Here is a 17,447-nt window from a genome sequence, read left to right as displayed (position 1 = left end):
AACACTCAGCGTTCGTACAGCGACCGGACGGTGTCGATGGTGTCGGCCTCCTCGGGCCGCTTGTCGTCGCGGTAGCGCAGCACCCGGGCGAACCGCAGCGCCATCTTGCCGGGGTAACGGCTGGACCCCTGCACACCGTCGAACGCGATCTCGACGACCTGCTCCGGCCGCAGCCGTACGACGTAACCGTCCAGCGGCCCGTCGGCCAGTTCGGTGAATCGCGCGGTCTGCCAGTCCAGCATCGCGTCGGTCATCCCCTTGAAGGTCTTGCCCAGCATCACGTAGCCGCCGGTGTCCGGATCACGCGCTCCCAGATGGATGTTCGACAGCTTGCCCGTGCGCCGGCCGGAACCCCATTCGACCGCGAGCACCACCAGATCCAGCGTGTGCACCGGCTTGACCTTCAACCAACCGGCACCACGCCGTCCCGCCTCGTACGGCGACCCCGGGTGCTTGGCCATCACGCCTTCGTGGCCGGCGGCCAGGGTGTCGTCGAGGAACTGCTGGGCGACAACCGGATCGGAGGTGACGCAGCGCCGCACCCGCAGCGGCTCGGGCACGACCTCGTCGAGCGCGTGGCGGCGGTACTCGGCCGGCTGGTCCAGCAGGTCGGTGCCGTCACGGTGCAGGATGTCGAAGAAGTACACCGAAAGCGGTTGCGCCCCATCATCGGAGCGTTTGCCGATGCGGGAGGACGTCACCTGGAACCGGTGCGGACGGCCGTCGGGGCGCATCGCGAGGGCCTCGGCATCCGCGATCAGTTCCGTCACGGGCAGCGCCAGCACCGCGTCCACCACGTCGGGCACCCGGGCCGTGATGTCGTCGAGGCTGCGGGTGTAGACCGACACCTCGGTGCCGGATCGATGGATCTGCACCCGGACGCCGTCGAGCTTCGTCTCGAATATCGCAGCGCCACCAAGCTTTTCGAGGGCGTCGCCGACGCCGGTCGCGGTCTGGGCCAGCATGGGACTCACCGGCCGGCCGACGGTGAGAGTGAAGCGCTGCAGGCCGGCGGCGCCGTCGGACATCGCCGCGGCCGCCACGGTGGCCAGGTTGCCGCCCAGCATCGCGGCGCGGCGCACGTCGGCGGCCGGGATGGCGGCGGCCTTCGCCACCGCGTCGGCCATCACCCCGGCCAACGCGCCCTGGCGCAGCCCACCGCTGAGCAACCCGCGCAGGAAGGCCTGCTCGCCCGCGGTGGCCGCTCCGAACAAGTCGTGGAGCAGCTGGGTGCGGGCGGCGCCCGAGCCCCGGCCCGCCACCGCCCTGATGGCTGTCAGCGCGGCGTCGACCTCGGTGACCGTCAGCGTCGGGGCGCCGTCGGCCGGCGGCGGCAGCGAGCGCAGCGCCGCCCAGCCGACCCCGATCTGCCGTTGCGGCAGCTCACCGGAGAGCCAGTCGACGACGAGGGCGACGGTCGCCGGATCGTCGGCCGCACTCGCGAGGAGGGCTGCGATGCGGGCGATCTTCGCGGACCGGGCAGACACCGCACCGACTTCGGCAGAGGCCGTGGCGACGTCGACGAGGAGCACGACCCCAGCTTGGCACGGGGCACCGACAATGTTCAGTCGCTGACGAGTAGCTCACGCAGCACGGCGGCTTCGGCCTCGACCTGCGCGGCGCGGTCGTCGTGGCCGGCCGAGCGTAGTTGTCCGGCCGCGGCGCGACGTTCGTCGACCTCGGTTCCGATCAGCTTGCGGATGTCGTCCTCGGTGAGGCGCCGGCGGGCGACCTCTGCGGCGCCGAGACCGTGGGCGCTGTCGGCAATGGCGCCGGCGCGCGGCAGGGGCACGTCCGGGGTCTCGGCATTGTCGATGGCACTCAGTGCGCTGCGGAGCGCCGCCGTCGAAATTCCGTCCTTCGCCTTGCGCGCCGCGGTCAGCCGGGCCCGGAGGTCGGTGCGCCACCGGTGGGCGGGTTCGGTCATCCGGAAACCGTAGTGATGCGGATCCGGTTCGCCAAGCGAATATTTCGGATGCTGATCAGGCGACGGTGAAGGGCACCGAGTGCCAGCCCGTGGCGCCGTCGGGCACGGCGCCGGCGATGTCAGCGGTCTGTACCGCTCCGGTGTTGTCGGTGGCGCGGACGGTGATGGTGTGGTGTCCGGGCTGGTCTGCCTGCCAGGTGTAGCTCCACAGCCGCCAGGTGTCATTCGAGTACGCGGCGCCCAGCGTCGCCGGCCGCCATGGACCGTCGTCGATGCGGACCTCCACTGCGCGGATGCCGCGGTGCTGCGCCCATGCGACGCCGCCGAATGTCGCGGTGCCCATCGGCACGCCGGACCCGGCGCGCGGCACGTCGATGCGGGACTCGGTCTTGATGGGCCCGTGGGCCGACCAGCCCAGCCGCGTCCAATAGGCCTGGGCCCGATCGAATCTGGTGAGTTCGAGGTCGACGAGCCATTTGGTCGCCGAGACGTAGCCGTACAACCCGGGAACCACCAGTCGCGCCGGGTAGCCGTGTTCAGTCGGCAGCGGCTCGCCGTTCATGGCGACGGCGAGCAACGCGTCCCGGTTGTCGGTCAGCGCCTCGACGGGCGTGCCCGCGGTGAAGCCGTCGATGGACTTGGACAGCACCATGTCGGCGTCGGAGTGGACGCCGGCCCGCGCCAGCAGGTCGCGCACCCGGTAGCCGGTCCAGGTGGCGTTCGAAATCAGGTTGCCGCCCACGGGGTTCGACACGCAGGTGAGCGTGACGACCTTGTCGATCGCCTCGAACTGGGCCAGTTCGTCGAAGCGAAAGGTGACTTCGCGATCGACCATCCCGTGGATCCGCAGCCGCCAGTCCTGCCGCTGCACCTGAGGAACGGACAGTGCCGTGTCGATCCGGTAGAAGTCGGCGTTCGGGGTGATGAACGGCGGCAGGTCCACACCGGCGGGCTGCACCTCGGGGGGTATCGGCGGGCCAGGCATCTTGGGGGCGGGTGGGGTGTAGGCGTTGCGGTCACCCGCGACCGACGACGCGGCGCGGCCCAGCACCGTCCCGATGACGCCGGCCAGTGTTCCGGCGGCCAGGAAACCCAGCGCCGCCAGCGATCGGCGGCGGCCCGGATCGGTTTGTGCCTCGGGCTCCTGGGCCGGGCGACTGAGGCGATCGGAGACCAGCAGTCGCAGGACCGCGATGCCCGCGGCAGCGCCGACGAGCGACGGGACGACGTCCACGGGACGGGCGCCGGTGCGGGACAGCACCGCGGCGCCACCCAGTACCCCGGCCAGCCCCAGGGCGATACTGCCGACCTTCCGGTCCTCGAATTGTGCTGCCGCCATGGCGATCACCGCGATGACCACGAGCACCGCCACGGTCAGAAACAGTTTGTCGTTGGTTGCGAAGGTCTGGATCGCCCACTCTTTGACCGGGCCCGGCGTCAGGTCGATGACCACCGACCCGACCGCGGTGCGGGAATCGGCGTGCGGCCCCAGCGGAACCGCCAGGAGCGCGGCCACTCCGAGCGCGACGGCGGCGGCCGTCAGACCGGCGAGCGATCGGTGCGGGTCCAGTCGAAGTGCCACACCGCCACAGTACGACGCACTCGGATGGCGGAGCCCAAATGAAAACGGATCGTAAGAATCGGCTGCCCGTTCGGCTGATTCCGGGCCAGAATCGGTGCATCATGCAGCCGACTCTGACCGACCGTGACCGAGACATCGTCCAGAACTGGATTCGCGCCGAGGGGCTGGGTGAGTACGTCACCGACGTCGAGCCGCTGACCGGCGGCACCCAGAACATCGTGGTGCGGTTGCACATCGACGGCCGCCCGATGGTGCTGCGCCGTCCACCGCTGCATCCGCGGCCGACCAGTGACAAGACCATGCAGCGCGAGATCGCGGTACTGCGGACCCTGGCCGGTACGTCGGTGCCGCATCCCACTTTCATCGCCGGCTGTGAGGACCCGTCGGTGCTCGGAGTCGTCTTCTATTTGATGGCCGAGGTCGACGGGTTCAACCCCGGCGAAGAGTTGTCGGGGGCCTACGCCGCCGATCAGGGCCTGCGGCACGACGTCGGGCTGTCGTACGCGGGAAGCCTGGCGCAGCTCGGCAATGTCGCCTGGGAAGGCAGCCCGCTCGCGGCCATCCGCAAGCCGGGATCGTTTGTGGCCCGGCAGGTTCCACAGTTCGTCGGGCTGTTGCAGAGCTATCGGCATGAGCACTACGACCCTGAATCGCTCGACGGGGTGGCCCAGCTGGCGACCTGGCTGACCGACGACCGGCCACCTGATGGCGAGCCCGGCATCATGCACGGCGACTGCCACCTCAACAACGTCATGCTGCGCCGCGACCGGCCGGAGCTGGCGGCGTTCGTCGACTGGGAGATGTGCACCATCGGCGACCCGCTGCTGGATCTGGGCTGGATGATGGTGTGCTGGCCGACTGCGCCCAACGCCATCGTCGTCGGCGCCGCGCTGGCGGAGGCCGGAGGCCTGGCCGGCCGGGATGAGCTGCTGGACGCATATCTCGCCGCGGGTGGCCGCCGCACCGAGCATCTGGACTGGTACCTCGCGATGGCCTGCTTCAAGTTGGGCATCGTCATCGAGGGCACCTGGTCGCGTTTCCTGGCGGGCCTGGCCGACCGTGAGGCGGGGGAGAAGCTGCATGCCTCGGCCACGGAGCTGATCCACCTGGGTGTGCGGGTGGCCAAGGGCGACAACCCGTTCGCCTACCGGTAGGCGTCGTAGCCCAGTTTGACGGCCAGTGCCAAACCGGCGACCGCGATGGCCAGCCGCAGCGGGGTTGCCGGGGTGTGCCGCACCACGACGGGGCCCAGCCGGGAACCCACCAGGCACCCGAGGCCCAGTGGGACCACGGCAATCCAGTTCACCGGTGCGAGCGCGATGAAGCCCACTGCGGCAACGCCATTGGCCACACCGAGGATGACGTTCTTTGCGGCATTGGCGTGGGCCATCGACTCGCTGCCGCTGTGCAGCAGCAGCGCGAGCAGTACCACGCCGGCCGCCGCGCCGAAATAGCCGCCGTACAAGCAGATTGCGAAGATCGCGGCAGTGATCAGGGCCGCCCGGGCCGGCCCGGGTTCGGTGTCGGCGCCGCGGCGTTGCGGGATGGCGATGGTGACCGAGGACAGCCCGAGCAGTATCGGGACCACAACCTCGAATCCTTCGGCGGGAAGGGCCAGCAACAGTGCGGCGCCGACCGCGCCGCCGAGTGCGGCGGCCGGCAGCACTCGGCGCAACCACGGACCCATGCCCTGGAGTTCAGGGAGCGAACCCCACACCGATCCGATGGTGTTGAACGTCAGCGCGACGGTGTTGGTCACGTTCGCCGCCACGGGCGGCAGCCCGACCATCAGCAGGGCCGGGTACGTCGCGACGGAGGCCAGCCCGGCGATACTCCCGGTCAGGCCGCCTGCGATACCGGCGGCGAGCAGAAGTAACGCGTGCTGCCAGCTCATCGCGGCAAACCCTACAACCCGGCGATTTGTGCACGAAAATCAGCGTTGACCGCGGGAAATCGTGCACGAAACGCGCAGGTAACTGTCGTCCGATAGAAACATCTGCATGTCCTCCGGTGATTTTGGCGTCGACGCCGCTCTCGCCGTGATCCACGCGGCGGACGGCGAGGACGCGCTGCGGTCGGGAATCGAGCAGGGCCTGCAGGCGGCGCGGGCGGCGGCGCGCGCGTCGGCCCCGGCGGTCGAGGTCGCGGCCGGGTGGTCGGTGGTGCTCCGATCCGGTCTCGCCGCGGCCGTCCGGCTGACGCCCGGCCCCGCCTGGTCGTGGTTCGTTTCCGGCAGTGTCGCGCGGGGCGAGGCGGTGGCGGGTTCCGACGTCGAGACCCTGGTCGTGCTCGCGGGCGACGCCGCGTGCGATGAGGCGCTGGCGGCAGCGGCGCAGGTGCACGCCGTCCTGGAACGGTGCGGGGTGCGCGCCGACGCCAACGGTGTGCTGGCCAGCCGGCCGCGGTTCTGCCGAACGGCGAGCGCATGGTCCGACGGCATCGCGCACTGGACGTCCGACCCGCGGGCGGACCGCGGCGTGGTGATGACCGGTGTGCTGGCCGATTGCCGCGCCGTCCAGCCGGCAGACGACGGGGTGGCCGAGGACTTCCTGCGCGCGCAGGTGGTGCGCGCCGCCGTCGCCAACTACCCGGCGCGTCAGTACCTGCTGCAGGACGCCACCACGTTCCGGGCGACGTTTCCCTCCCGGTTGCGCATGCTGGCCAATCAGTCCGACGCCGTCGACCTCAAACTGGCGGCGATCGATCCGCTGGTGAAGATCGCGCGGTGGGCGGCGGTGTCCGCGGGCGCCACCGCGCTGTCGACGCCGCATCGGCTCGACGCCGCAGCAGCGGCGAATGTACTTGATGCCGAAGATGTTTCGACGCTGCTGGACTGTTTCGCCGCCTTGATTCGATTCCGGTGGACGTCTCGTGCGGGTGGCGACCAGGTGATGCTGTCGAAACTGGCGCCACAGGAGCGGGCCATGCTGCGCAGTGTGGCCCGCGAGATCGCCGGCATCAGCCGCAAACTGACCTACCTCGCCTCGACGTCGGCGTTCCGCTGATGGTGGCACAGGCCAGCGTGACCGCTCTCGCGGCACAGCACGCAGTTCACCAGACCCTGGCCGCCCAGCGCATCGAAGGCTGGGAGCCCCAGCCCGCCCACATCGTCGAGCTGGGTGCACTGGCCTCCGGCACACTGGATTTCGACGACTACCTCGCACGGTGCCGGGACGAGTACCCACCGGCGCCTGCCCGTCGCCGGCTGCTGCGGCGCCGGGCGCCGTATCTGATCCCCGGAACATCGGTGCTGCGCAACAAGTTCGGGATTCAGCACGGACCGGATCTGGCGGCAGTGGAATTTCAGGTGACGGCGGGCCGCATGGTGCTGTGGCACTGCCGGCAATCCGCGGCGGAGGCGGAGATCGACATCCGCGCCCTGCACCGGGAGCTGTTCGGTGACGTGTACGAGTGGGCGGGGGAGTTGCGTACCGTCGACATCCGCCGCGGTGACTCGGCGTTCACCTGGCAGGTCGATGTCGCCGCCGGGTTGGCGGAAGTCCAGTCCTCCGCAACGGGTTTGGCGGACACCGGGACAGAGCTCGACAACCCGAGGCTGGCCTGGGAGCTGGCGCGCCTGTACGCCCGGTACAACCAGATTCACCCGTTCCGGGAAGGCAACGGACGCACCGGCATGCTGCTGCTGCACGCGCTCGCCGGCCGGTGCGGGCGGCAATTGGACTTCACCGGTGTCAGCCGCGCCGCCTGGTATTCCGCGGCGCGGGACAGCATGCCGCTGCACCGGGACGGGCGCCTCAGCCACCGGCCGTTCCTGTGGCTGCTCAATCCGGCGGTGAAATCGCCTTGACCCAGAGCACGGTCGCGGACTAACCTCGGCGACCATGCTTCACATGCTCGTAGTAGCCAGTACCCACAGCGGGGTCTGATCCTGACCGACCCCTCGCTGTGGGTCGGACGCTACTACCTGTCGGTCACTCCTTTCGAGCAGAAAAGACCGACGCATGTTCACCTCCACCGCCATCTCCACCACGCGTTTCGCGGACCTGTTTGACCGTCCGCTGCCTCGTGACCTGCGCGAACACGCCGAAACGATGTGTCACGACACCTTCCTCGACCACTACGGACACCAGCGTGGCCCGGTCCGCCTGGGCAGTTGGGGCGCTGCGGGCGACGACGACCGTCGCCGCGGCATCACCGCACCGCGCCGGTACCGCGCCAGCATCGCCGTCGGAGACCGCATCGCGACCTCGACAGCCGCCGCGACCGGCCCGATCGCGGCCCTGACCGCGATGCTGCACGAGCGCGGCATGGCCGTCGAGATGATCAAGTTCCATCAACTGCCCGCCGTCGGTGGCGGCATCGCGACCTTCATCCACGGCAGCGACGGCGTCCGCGCGGAGTGGGCCATGGGCTGGGCCCGCGACCCGGTCCAGTCGGCGCTGCGCGCGATGATCGCGTGCGCCAACCGGCTGCACGCCTAGTCCCGTTTCGGCTGGGGATCAGCGAATGGGCCGCAAGACGATCGGCATGCCGTCGACCGGCACGGCCATGCCGCCGTAGTCGTACCAGGGCTCGTAGCCCGGGTGGGTCAGCTCCAGGCGGTACCGGCGCAGCAGTCGGTGCATCACGGTCTTGATCTCCAATTGCCCGAAGACCATGCCGATGCACTTGTGGGCACCGCCACCGAACGGGGCGAAGGCGTAGCGATGCGCCTTGTGCTCGCTGCGCGGCTCGGCGAACCGTTCGGGGTCGAACCGCATGGGGTCGGTCCACAGCTCGGACAGGCGGTGGTTCATGCCGGGCCAGGTGACGACATCGGTGCCGGCCGGGATGTAGTAGCCCAACAGCTCGGTGTCCCGGACGGCGCGGCGGAAGTTGAAGCCCAGCGGCGTCTGCAACCGCAGCGATTCGTTGATCACCAGGTCATAGGTTTCCAGCTTCTCCAGCGACTCGATGTCGAGGGGCGCGTCACCGATGCGCTCGGATTCCTCGCGGAGTTTGTCCTGCCACTGCGGGTTGGCTGCCAGGTGGTAGGCCATGGTCGTGAGCGTCGACGTCGTGGTGTCGTGCGCGGCCATCATCAGGAAGATCATGTGCGCGACGATCTGGTCGTCGGTGAAGGTCTGCCCGTCTTCGTCCTGCGCATGACAGAGCACGCTGAACATGTCGGTGCCCTCAGAGCGGCGCTTCTCGGCGATGGAGCTCGAGAAGTAGTCCTCGAGCGTCTTGCGGGCCTGGACGCCACGCCACCAGGCGAAGGGGCGCACCGGCTTACGGATGATCGCGTTACCGGCGCGGGTTGTGGTGGTGAAGGCCTGGTTGATGGTGGTGACGAGCTTGTGGTCGGTCCCCGCGGGGTGTCCCATGAACACCTCGGACGCGATGTCGAGCGTCAGCTCCTTGACCGCCGGATGGAACAGGAATCGGGGATCGTCGGCCACCCAGTCGTTGGCCAGCACCTTGGTCGCCACGGAATCGATGTGGGACACGTAGCCCGTCAGCCGCGAGCGGGTGAATGCCTCCTGCATGATCCGGCGGTGGAACATGTGCTCGTCGAAATCGAGCAGCATGAGGCCGCCCTCGAAGAACGGCCCGATCACCGGATCCCAGGCGCGCTGCGAGAAATCCTTGTTGCGGTTGGAGAACACGGCCTGCGTCGCATCCGGCCCGAGGGCCATGATCTGTGACAGCGCCGGCGTCTGCGCGTAGTACAGCGGGCCGTGCTTGCGGTAGAGCGACAAGACGTAGTCGGGTCCGCCGCGGAACACCTCGATCAGGTGGCCGATGATCGGCAGTCCGGCGTCGCCCATGATCGGCTTGAGGCCGCTGCCTGCCGGCGGCTCGGCGAGGACGAACTGGTCCCACTCAGTGGCGAGCAGCCGCTGCTCGATGATGCCCATGCCGGGCACCGTGACCGGCGTCGGCTTGAGGCGCCGCATGGCCTGATCGAGGAGGTAGTTCGGGGTGCTGATAGTCGCCATCCAGGGATTCCTGTCTGCTCTTGAGGCATGTTTGTGGTGAAAGTCACCGCCTTTTGTCATCTTGGCTGCCATACTTGACGCGTGTCAAGTTTTGAATTGGTGTGTCGGCGATGACATCGTGGCGCCATGAGCGCTGAAGTCGAGATGGCCGACAAGGGCCGCAGCCGAGGCGACAGGCAACGCGACGCCATCGTCAACGCGGTCCGCGAACTGTTGGAGGAGCGGCCGTTCGCCGAGCTGTCCGTGAGCACCATCAGTGCGCGCGCCGGGGTCGCGCGGTCAGGCTTCTACTTCTACTTCGACTCGAAGTACTCCGTCCTGGCCCGGATCGTCTCCGAGGCCATGGAGGAGCTCGACACACTCACCCATAACTTCGCGCCGCGCGAGCCCGACGAGTCGCCGGCGTCCTTCGCCAAGCGGATGGTCGGCAGCGCGGCCGCGGTCTACGCCATCAACGACCCGATCATGGCGGCATGTACGGCCGCGCAGAACACAGACGCCGAAATCCGCGACCTGATGGCCGATTTCGAAGACGGCGTCATCGACAAGATCGTCGGCCTCGTCCAGCAGGACACCGGCAGGCGCCCGATCTCAGAGGACCTGCCGGCGCTGGTCCGCACCCTGGTGTCGACAACGGCATACACGCTCTCGCGCGACAGCGCGTTCATCGGACGCGGCGGAGACCCGCAACGCGCCGTGGAGATCGTCGAGCGGTTGTGGCTCAGCGCGTTATGGGGCGGTGGAGACCTGCCTGTGTAGGGTCGGGCCATGACGCGGTGGAGCGGCTACGCAGGTAAGCGGTGTTTCGTGACGGGGGCGGCCAGCGGTATCGGCCGGGCGACGGTGCTCAAGCTGGCTCAACAGGGCGCGGTCCTCTATCTGACCGATCGTGATGCCACCGGCCTCGACCAGACCGTGGCCGATGCCCGGGCGCTCGGCGGGGAGGTGGCCGAACACCGTGCCCTGGACATCTCCGACTACGACGCCGTCGCGGCCTTCGCCGCCGACATCCACAGCCGGCACGAGGCCATGGACGTGGTGCTCAATATCGCCGGGATCTCAGCCTGGGGCACCGTCAGCACGCTGACCCATCAGCACTGGCGCTCGATGGTCGACGTCAATCTCATGGGACCGATCCACGTCATCGAAACCATGGTCCCGCCCATGGTGGCCGCCGGCCGCGGCGGTCGGCTGGCCAATGTCTCGTCGGCCGCGGGCATCGTCGCGCTGCCGTGGCATGCCGCCTACAGCGCCAGCAAGTACGGCCTGCGCGGGGTCAGCGAGGTACTGCGCTTCGACCTGGCACGCCACCGCATCGGAGTGTCGGTCGTGGTGCCCGGCGCCGTGAAAACGCCTCTGGTGCAGACGGTTCAGATCGCGGGTGTGGATCGCGACGACCCGCAGGTGCAGCGCTGGGTTGCCCGGTTCGCCGGCCACGCGGTGTCACCGGAGCAGGCCGCCGACAAGCTGCTGTCCGGGGTGGCCAGGAACCGGTTCATGATCTACACCTCGCCCGACATCCGGGCGCTGTATCTGTTCAAGCGGCTGGCCTGGTGGCCCTACAGTGTGGCGATGCGCCAGGTGAACGTGCTGTTCACACGCGCATTGCGGCCGAAGCGCAGCTGAACCCCAAAACTGCTGAGCTTCAGCGCTTTCCCCAGTCCCATGGCGGCACACTGAGCATGGTCTGGCCGTCGATCCGGGTCTCGCCCCATTGCTTGACGAGCTCGACTTCGCTCGCGTCGCACGCGGCCAGCCGCTCCCGCAGCCGTGCCGAGTGGGTGACGACGACGACCTGCGTCTTGCGGGCGGCAGCGGCAATCATGTCCGCCAGTGGGCCCACCAGGTCGGGATGCAGGGATGTCTCCGGCTCGTTGAGCACCATGAGCGCCGGCGGCTGCGGCGACAGCAGCGCGGCGCCCCAGAGCAGAAATCGCAATGTGCCGTCGGACAATTCGGCCGAGCGCAGCGGACGGAGCATGCCCCGTTGGTGCAGCTGCAGTTCGAACAGACCGCCGTCGGAGCTCACCGATATCTCGGCGCCGTCGAACGCGTCGCCGACCGCTCGCGGCAAATCGTCGAACCCGGCTTCGAGGATGGTCTGGACTGCGGCGGCGAGGTCGTTGCCGTCGTTGCTCAGCACCGGGGTCCGGGTGCCCACCTGGCGCCGGCGGGCCGGCGCATCCCGGTCGACGCGGAAGCCGTCGTAGAAGCGCCAGTCGCGCAACCGATCCCGCACCGCGGCCAGCTCGGGCAGGGCCTCGGGATTGGCGTATTCGGCCAGGACGCTGCGGTAGCTGGGCAGAGCGCGCGTCAGCTCGTCGAAGCCGCGGCCCGAATCGGAGGCCACTTCGGCGTAGGTTCGGGTGCGACGGACCAGCGCGCTGCTGGGCCGGGGAGACGGCCCGGCGAACACCGTCTCCCGCTTGATCTCCGGGTCCTGACCGAACATCGAGTTGTGTCCTGGATCCTGCGGCAGCCCGAGATCGATGAAATAACCGAAATCAGTTGCCGCGAAGCCGAGTTCGAGTGAGACGGGCCGGGTCCGGCTGGTGCCCTCGGTGGTGCCGGTCCGGCGCGCGCCGCTGGTGTTCTCCGGGCCGGCCCACAGCACCGACTGCAATCCGCCTTCGCGGGCCAGGGATCCGATGACCTCGCCGCGTCCGCAGTCGGCCAGTAGGCCCAGCGCCCGGTACACCGACGACTTGCCGGTGCCGTTGGCCCCTGTCACCACGGTCAGCTCCGACAGCGGCAGGACGATCTCGCGCAGCGATCGGTAGCCCCGGATGGCGATCGTGGTCAGCACTTGGCGGGCATCTCCAACTCCAGCCGCACCCCGAGTAGCCGCACCGGCCGGTCCAGTTCGAATTCGTGCAGCAGGTCGATCGCGGTCCGGGTGATGGTCTCCGGATCGGTACCGGCAGCCGGCAATTTGCGAATCTTGGTGCGGGTGAAGAACGTTTTGGTGCGTAGGGTCACGGACACCCGGGTCACGACGCGGCCCTGCTCGACGATCTCATCGAGGGTCCGTCGGGCCAGATCGCTGACCGCGGCTTCCATCTCGGCGATGTCGGTCAGGTCCTCCGGGAAGGTCACCACATGACTGCGCGAGCGCGGCACCCACGGTTCGGCCGTCACGTTGCTGTCGCCGCCGCCCTTGGCGAGCAACAGAATCCACAACCCGGTGGTCGGGCCGAAGGCCGACGTGAGCAGCTCGGCATCGGTGCGGGCCAACTCCGCGACGGTGGTGATGTCCAGTTCGGCAAGCTTTTTCGCGGTCTTGGGGCCCACGCCCCAGAGCGCGTCGACCGGCCGCTCGCCCATGACCGTCATCCAGTTCTCGGCGGTGAGCGCGAAAACCCCGGCCGGCTTGCCGAATCCGGTGGCGACCTTGGCGCGCTGCTTGTTGTCGCTGATGCCGACGCTGCACGACAGGCCGGTCTCGGCAGCGATCACGGCCCGAATCTTCTCGGCGAGCTCGAACGGATCATCCACGGCCGCACCGACATACGCCTCGTCCCAGCCCCACACCTCGACCGGATGGCCGAGGTCGCGCAACAGGCCCATGACCTGTTCGGAGGCCTCGTCGTAGGCGGGCGCATCCGAGGGCAGGAAGACGGCCTCGGGGCATTTACGGGCGGCGGTGCGCAGTGGCATCCCGGCGTGGACACCGAAGTCCCTTGCCTCATAGGAAGCGCAGGTGACCACCTTGCGGGGCTCGGTGGGGTCGCCGCTGCCGCCGACGATGACGGGTTGCCCGACCAGCTCGGGATGACGGCGCAATTCGACGGACGCGAGGAACTGATCGAGGTCGACGTGCAGTACCCATGTCATGTCAGGTCCCGCAAAGCTTGCGCGCCACGCTTTCCCAGGCATCGCCCTGCGCCTGCAGGCTATGACCCAGATCATCGAGCTGGTGGCTGACGTAGTCGGCGTCGAGCAGCGCCAGGAGGGCATCGGTCTGGGCGTCCAGGTCTCCTGTGGTGCCGGCGGTATGCAGCAGCATCCGGACGTGGGTGCGGTGGACGGCGGCAGCAGCCCCGAAACGGCTCTGTGGATCACGCCCCGCGTCGGACAGCAGGGCGCGATGCTGCCAGGCAAACTGCAGCCGGTCGCGGCCGTAGGCGAGCAGTCGTTCCAGCGGCGGTGCGCCGGGACCCAGTGGCGGCGGGCCGAACATCATGGCGTTCTGCTCCACTTGCTCGTCCTCGTCGAGGAGCACGAGCATCAGGCCCGAGCGGCTGCCGAACCGGCGGAACAGGGTGCCTTTGCCGACACCGGCCTCGGCCGCGATGTCGTCCATGGTGACGGCGTCCGAGCCGCGCGCGGCGATGAGCCGGCGGGCGGCCTCGAGCAGGAGGAGTCGGTTGCGCGCCGCATCGCCGCGCTCGACCGGCGCGGCCGGACTCATCGGCAGACTCGCCATCGGCAGGTTCGTGGGCCGCAGTTGCGCCACCCCGTCGCTCATGAAAAAACTTTAACTCAGGCGGAATGAATCGGACCGTAGTCCGGTTGATTCGTGCGAGGATCGGTTCGCCGGAACCGTCCACAGAGACAAGCTAGGGGAAAGAAAATGGCAGATACCAAGGTCCTGGTCCTGGTCGGCAGCCTGCGCGCGGCCTCGCTGAATCGCCAGCTCGCCGAGGTGGCGGTCGAATCGGCGCCTGACGGCGTGACGGTACGCGTGGCGGACGGGCTGGCCGACCTGCCGTTCTACAACGAAGACATCGACAACGACTCGGTTCCGGCGGCAGTCGTCGCGCTGCGTCAGATCGCGGGCGACGCGGACGCGATCCTGGCCGTGACCCCGGAGTACAACGGCACCATTCCGGCCGTCCTGAAGAACGCGATCGACTGGCTGTCGCGCCCGTATGGCGCCGGCGCCGTCACCGGCAAGCCGCTGGCCGTCATCGGAACCGCCCTCGGCCAGTACGGCGGGGTGTGGGCACACGACGAGAGCCGCAAGTCGTTCGGCATCGCCGGTGCGGATGTCGTCGACGTCAAGCTGTCCCTGCCGGCGTCGGCGTTCGACGGCAAGCATCCCCGCGAGGCGGCCGAGGTTGTCGACGGCGTGCGTGGCGTGGTCGCCAAGCTGGCCGCCGAGGTCGGCTGAACACACCTCGAGTGAGCGCCAGGGCCGCCGGTATCCGCGAACGGGTACCGGCGGCCCTTCGCTGTGTGCCGGCTGAGCGGCATCACGACGAAAACTCCGGTAGCTGTCGTCCTTCGGGGACAAACGGACCGACGACGAACTACGGTTTGGGGGTGGCCGGGAAAACAGGCAGTTAACGTGGCCGGTGGCGCAGACCGCACCGGCGCGGGTGACGCGTTGACGGACGCGGTGGCCGGAATCGGCACGCGATTGGACGCTCGGCTCACCGAAATCACACGCTCTGTCTCGGAACTGCTGGTGGCGGATATCCGCGAGCTGCGCGACGAAGAGCAACTCCAGCAGGTCCTGGCCGATTCGGTGTCGGCGAACATCGATGCGTTCTTCGCCGCGGCCCGGCACGGAATCTCGATCGACCTGTTGCATGCCCCCGCGGCCGCGCTCGAGCATGCCCGCCGGTTGGCGCAGCGGGACATCTCGGCCAATGTGCTGGTGCGGTCGTACCGGCTGGGCCATCAGGCGGTGCTGAAAGAGGTGCTCGAGGAGATTCGGGCCGCTGAACTCGATCCGGGGCTGGGCCTGGACGTTTTCGACGTGATGTCGACGATCTCGTTCAGCTACATCGACAGGATCTCGCAAGAGGTCGTCGAGGTGTACCAGCAGGCTCGGGAGAGCTGGCTGGAGAACCGAAACAGCGTACGCATCACGGAGATTCGTGAGCTGTTGGCCGGCGGCGACGTCGATATCGATGCCGCGACGGTGGCCATCCGGTATCCGTTGCAGCGCACGCATCTCGCGGTGGTGCTGTGGTGCGACGACTCCGCGGACCGGCTGGCCGAGATGGAGCGGCTGGTTCAGCAGTTCGCCGCGTCGATCGGGGCGGCGGACTCGCCGCTGTTCATCTCGGTCGATCGAGCCACGGCATGGGCCTGGGTCGCGGTGCCCGCGGCAGCGATCGGGGAGGCGGTGACATGGCTGGGGAGTCTGGTGCCGGCCGACGGGCCGTACGTCGCCGTCGGCACTCCGCAGTCGGGCGTCGCCGGCTTCCGGCTGTCGCATCGGCAGGCTGAAGACGCCCGCGCCGTCGCGGTGGCGTCGGGTCCGCGGCGGCGCCGGTTCACGGCGTTCGGCCACCGCGGTATCGCACTCGCGGCGCTGCTGGGGTCGAACGTCGATGCGCTGTCGGCGTGGGCCACGGAAGTGCTTGGTCCACTGGCCTGTTCGACGGACGGCGACCAGCGCCTGCGCGAGACGCTGCAGGCCTTCCTCAAGGCGGGCGGCAGCAACAAGGCCGCAGCCGAGGAACTGCATCTGCACACGAACTCGGTGAAGTACCGGGTGCAGCGGGCGATCGAACGCCGGGGCCGGCCCATCGAGGACGACCGGTTGGACGTCGAGGTCGCGTTGCTGCTGTGCAGTCTGTTCGGTGACCGGCTGCTGGATCCGGTGGACGACGGCGGGTGACGGTGTTGCCCGTCGCGGTCCGATGTAACCCCGGTGGCTATCTACTTGTCGAAGTGGTCCCGGGGCGTGCCGGGCCGCACCGATGAGACGGGGCCAATGTGTCTGCACAGCGTGACCCTGTGCACCGACCCCCACTGCGCGTGGTCTCGTCGGATTCCCGGTATCCCGACTGGGAATCCGTCTACCAGGACAACGCGACGTGGGTGTACCGCACGATCTACGCGCGGGTCGGCAATCAGGCCGACGCAGAGGACCTCACCGCCGAGGTGTTTCTCGCCGCGTTGCGGCCGTTGCGGCTGACGGCGAGTGCCGCCGAGGTGCGGTCCTATCTGCGGAGCACGGCGCGCACGGTGCTCGCCGCGCATTGGCGCGAGACGATGGGGCGCGAGATCACCTGCATCGACCTCGATATCGAGGCGCCACCGGAAGCCGAAGAGTCGATCAGTACCGCGCCGGACCGTGTCGCCGCGGTGTTGGACGCCCTGCCGGACAACTATCGACGCATACTGGAGCTGCGATTTCTCCAGACCAGGTCGATCAAGGAGTCCGCAGCGGAGCTCGGTGTCAGCGTCGCCAACGCAAAGGTGTTGCAACACCGGGCATTACGGCTGGCGGCACAGATCAACGAGAAGGGCGAGCCATGAACGCGCGCGGGTTGCGTCGGTACCTCGACGATCTGCTGCGCGGGCGCAAGCCGTCCGGGTTCACGCCCGACGACTTCGACGCGGCGCAGATGCGGACGGCGATCGACCTGCAGGCGGCCCGGCCCGGCGCCGACGAGCCGCGTCCGGAATTCCTCGCCGATCTGCAGGGCCGGCTCGCCGCCCAGTTCGACGGCGACCAAGCGGCGGCCCCGAAGCCGGGCTGGCTGCGCGCCAACCGCCGTCAGGTGATCGTCGGGACTTCCGCGGCCGCCAGTGCCGCGGTCGCCGCGGTGGCCGTCGACCGGGCGTTGGTGGCCCGCAGTGGGCCGTCCGATCAGGACACCGCAGGCCGGGAACTGGTGCCGTCCGCGGGCAGTTGGCAGAAGGTCGCCGACAGCTCCGACGTATCAGAGGGCGCAGTGCATCCGTTCGACCTGGGCTCGGTCGTGGGGTTCGTGCGCAGGGTCGACGGGAACGTGCAGGGCATCTCGGGTGTCTGCACGCATCAGGGCTGCCGGCTCTGGTTCGACGGGCCGGACGACCGGCTGCGCTGCCCGTGCCATTCCACGTCGTTCGCCACCGACGGGCACGTGCTGACCCATCAGCTGCCGATAGCACCGAAACCGTTGCCCAAGTTCGAGGTTCGTGAGGTGAACGGCGTGATCGAGGTGTTCGCGCCGTCTCCGCCGAGTTGGCCGGCGGCAGGCGTGTAACCCGCCACCGTATCTGTTGGTGAGGGTGCGCAGGCGCACCCGTACCCGACGACTACGGAGGTTCC

Annotated in this window: 18 protein-coding genes; 10 read left to right on the top strand and 8 right to left on the bottom strand. The window is 68.9% G+C overall.

The features are described from left to right. Positions 1-5 precede the first annotated feature (5 nt). The 3 genes from QRN63_RS20465 to QRN63_RS20455 are packed head-to-tail and all read right to left on the bottom strand — an operon-like array spanning position 6 to position 3,509. Positions 6-1,532, bottom strand: a complete 1,527-nt coding sequence (locus QRN63_RS20465) for an ATP-dependent DNA ligase (protein WP_285032497.1) — start codon at positions 1,530-1,532, stop codon at positions 6-8. 32 nt (positions 1,533-1,564) lie between these two features. Continuing rightward, complete coding sequence (locus tag QRN63_RS20460) at positions 1,565-1,927, bottom strand: GatB/YqeY domain-containing protein (protein WP_267316512.1); 363 nt, start codon at positions 1,925-1,927, stop codon at positions 1,565-1,567. A 55-nt stretch (positions 1,928-1,982) separates the two neighbouring features. Next, positions 1,983-3,509, bottom strand: coding sequence for a molybdopterin-dependent oxidoreductase (locus QRN63_RS20455; protein ID WP_285032496.1), 1,527 nt, complete (start codon positions 3,507-3,509; stop codon positions 1,983-1,985). A gap of 101 nt (positions 3,510-3,610) precedes the next feature. On the opposite strand from QRN63_RS20455, the gene QRN63_RS20450 reads away from it, so the two are divergent. Next, entirely contained in the window at positions 3,611-4,663 is a 1,053-nt protein-coding gene (locus QRN63_RS20450; protein WP_285032495.1) for a phosphotransferase family protein, read from the top strand. Here QRN63_RS20450 and QRN63_RS20445 read toward each other — a convergent pair. Continuing rightward, the gene (locus QRN63_RS20445) at positions 4,654-5,403 is read right to left on the bottom strand and encodes a sulfite exporter TauE/SafE family protein (RefSeq protein WP_285032494.1); all 750 of its coding nucleotides are present in this window, start codon (positions 5,401-5,403) and stop codon (positions 4,654-4,656) included. The two genes, QRN63_RS20450 and QRN63_RS20445, sit on opposite strands and share 10 nt — an antisense overlap. A 106-nt stretch (positions 5,404-5,509) precedes the next feature. Between QRN63_RS20445 and QRN63_RS20440 the strand changes: the two genes are divergently transcribed. The 3 genes from QRN63_RS20440 to QRN63_RS20430 all read left to right on the top strand — a co-directional run bounded on the left by QRN63_RS20440 (position 5,510) and on the right by QRN63_RS20430 (position 7,951). Next, positions 5,510-6,514 carry a putative nucleotidyltransferase substrate binding domain-containing protein gene (locus QRN63_RS20440; RefSeq protein WP_285032493.1) on the top strand — a complete coding sequence of 335 codons (1,005 nt, stop codon included), beginning with the start codon at positions 5,510-5,512 and terminating at the stop codon, positions 6,512-6,514. Positions 6,515-6,531: 17 nt separating this feature from the next. Continuing rightward, a complete protein-coding gene (locus QRN63_RS20435; RefSeq protein WP_285032492.1) occupies positions 6,532-7,317 on the top strand; it encodes a Fic family protein in 786 nt (261 codons plus the stop codon). Positions 7,318-7,471: 154 nt separating this feature from the next. Next, positions 7,472-7,951 (top strand): 2-isopropylmalate synthase, encoded by a 480-nt coding sequence (locus tag QRN63_RS20430; RefSeq protein WP_267316517.1) that lies wholly within the window; start codon positions 7,472-7,474, stop codon positions 7,949-7,951. 18 nt (positions 7,952-7,969) lie between these two features. On the opposite strand, the gene QRN63_RS20425 is transcribed toward QRN63_RS20430, so the two are convergent. Beyond that, complete coding sequence (locus tag QRN63_RS20425; protein WP_285032491.1) at positions 7,970-9,451, bottom strand: cytochrome P450; 1,482 nt, start codon at positions 9,449-9,451, stop codon at positions 7,970-7,972. Positions 9,452-9,577: 126 nt separating this feature from the next. On the opposite strand from QRN63_RS20425, the gene QRN63_RS20420 reads away from it, so the two are divergent. Continuing rightward, positions 9,578-10,210, top strand: a complete 633-nt coding sequence (locus QRN63_RS20420; protein WP_267316519.1) for a TetR/AcrR family transcriptional regulator — start codon at positions 9,578-9,580, stop codon at positions 10,208-10,210. A 9-nt stretch (positions 10,211-10,219) separates the two neighbouring features. Further along, positions 10,220-11,077, top strand: a complete 858-nt coding sequence (locus tag QRN63_RS20415; protein ID WP_285032490.1) for an SDR family oxidoreductase — start codon at positions 10,220-10,222, stop codon at positions 11,075-11,077. Positions 11,078-11,096: 19 nt separating this feature from the next. Here the strand turns inward: QRN63_RS20415 and QRN63_RS20410 are convergent, their stop codons facing one another. The 3 genes from QRN63_RS20410 to QRN63_RS20400 are packed head-to-tail and all read right to left on the bottom strand — an operon-like array spanning position 11,097 to position 13,877. Next, a complete protein-coding gene (locus tag QRN63_RS20410) occupies positions 11,097-12,257 on the bottom strand; it encodes an AAA family ATPase (RefSeq protein WP_267316521.1) in 1,161 nt (386 codons plus the stop codon). Continuing rightward, positions 12,251-13,285: a DNA polymerase IV gene (locus tag QRN63_RS20405; RefSeq protein WP_285032489.1), complete on the bottom strand. Its 1,035-nt coding sequence runs from the start codon at positions 13,283-13,285 to the stop codon at positions 12,251-12,253. Before QRN63_RS20405 ends, QRN63_RS20410 begins: the two co-directional genes overlap by 7 nt. A 1-nt stretch (position 13,286) precedes the next feature. Continuing rightward, a complete protein-coding gene (locus tag QRN63_RS20400; RefSeq protein ID WP_267316683.1) occupies positions 13,287-13,877 on the bottom strand; it encodes a TetR/AcrR family transcriptional regulator in 591 nt (196 codons plus the stop codon). Positions 13,878-14,024: 147 nt separating this feature from the next. On the opposite strand from QRN63_RS20400, the gene QRN63_RS20395 reads away from it, so the two are divergent. The 4 genes from QRN63_RS20395 to QRN63_RS20380 all read left to right on the top strand — a co-directional run bounded on the left by QRN63_RS20395 (position 14,025) and on the right by QRN63_RS20380 (position 17,382). Then, a complete protein-coding gene (locus tag QRN63_RS20395) occupies positions 14,025-14,564 on the top strand; it encodes an NADPH-dependent FMN reductase (RefSeq protein ID WP_267316523.1) in 540 nt (179 codons plus the stop codon). A gap of 177 nt (positions 14,565-14,741) precedes the next feature. Beyond that, positions 14,742-16,025, top strand: coding sequence for a PucR family transcriptional regulator (locus QRN63_RS20390; protein ID WP_285032488.1), 1,284 nt, complete (start codon positions 14,742-14,744; stop codon positions 16,023-16,025). A 98-nt stretch (positions 16,026-16,123) separates the two neighbouring features. After that, positions 16,124-16,669 (top strand): RNA polymerase sigma factor, encoded by a 546-nt coding sequence (locus QRN63_RS20385; protein WP_267316525.1) that lies wholly within the window; start codon positions 16,124-16,126, stop codon positions 16,667-16,669. After that, positions 16,666-17,382 (top strand): Rieske (2Fe-2S) protein, encoded by a 717-nt coding sequence (locus QRN63_RS20380; RefSeq protein WP_285032487.1) that lies wholly within the window; start codon positions 16,666-16,668, stop codon positions 17,380-17,382. The genes QRN63_RS20385 and QRN63_RS20380 overlap by 4 nt, the downstream gene beginning before the upstream one ends. The last annotated feature ends 65 nt before the right edge of the window (positions 17,383-17,447 follow it).

The sequence above is a fragment of the Mycolicibacterium sp. lyk4-40-TYG-92 genome, assembly GCF_030209435.1.
Taxonomy (GTDB): domain Bacteria; phylum Actinomycetota; class Actinomycetes; order Mycobacteriales; family Mycobacteriaceae; genus Mycobacterium.
The sequence above is the reverse complement of the archived record's forward strand: the minus strand, read 5'-3'. Positions and strand labels throughout refer to the sequence as shown.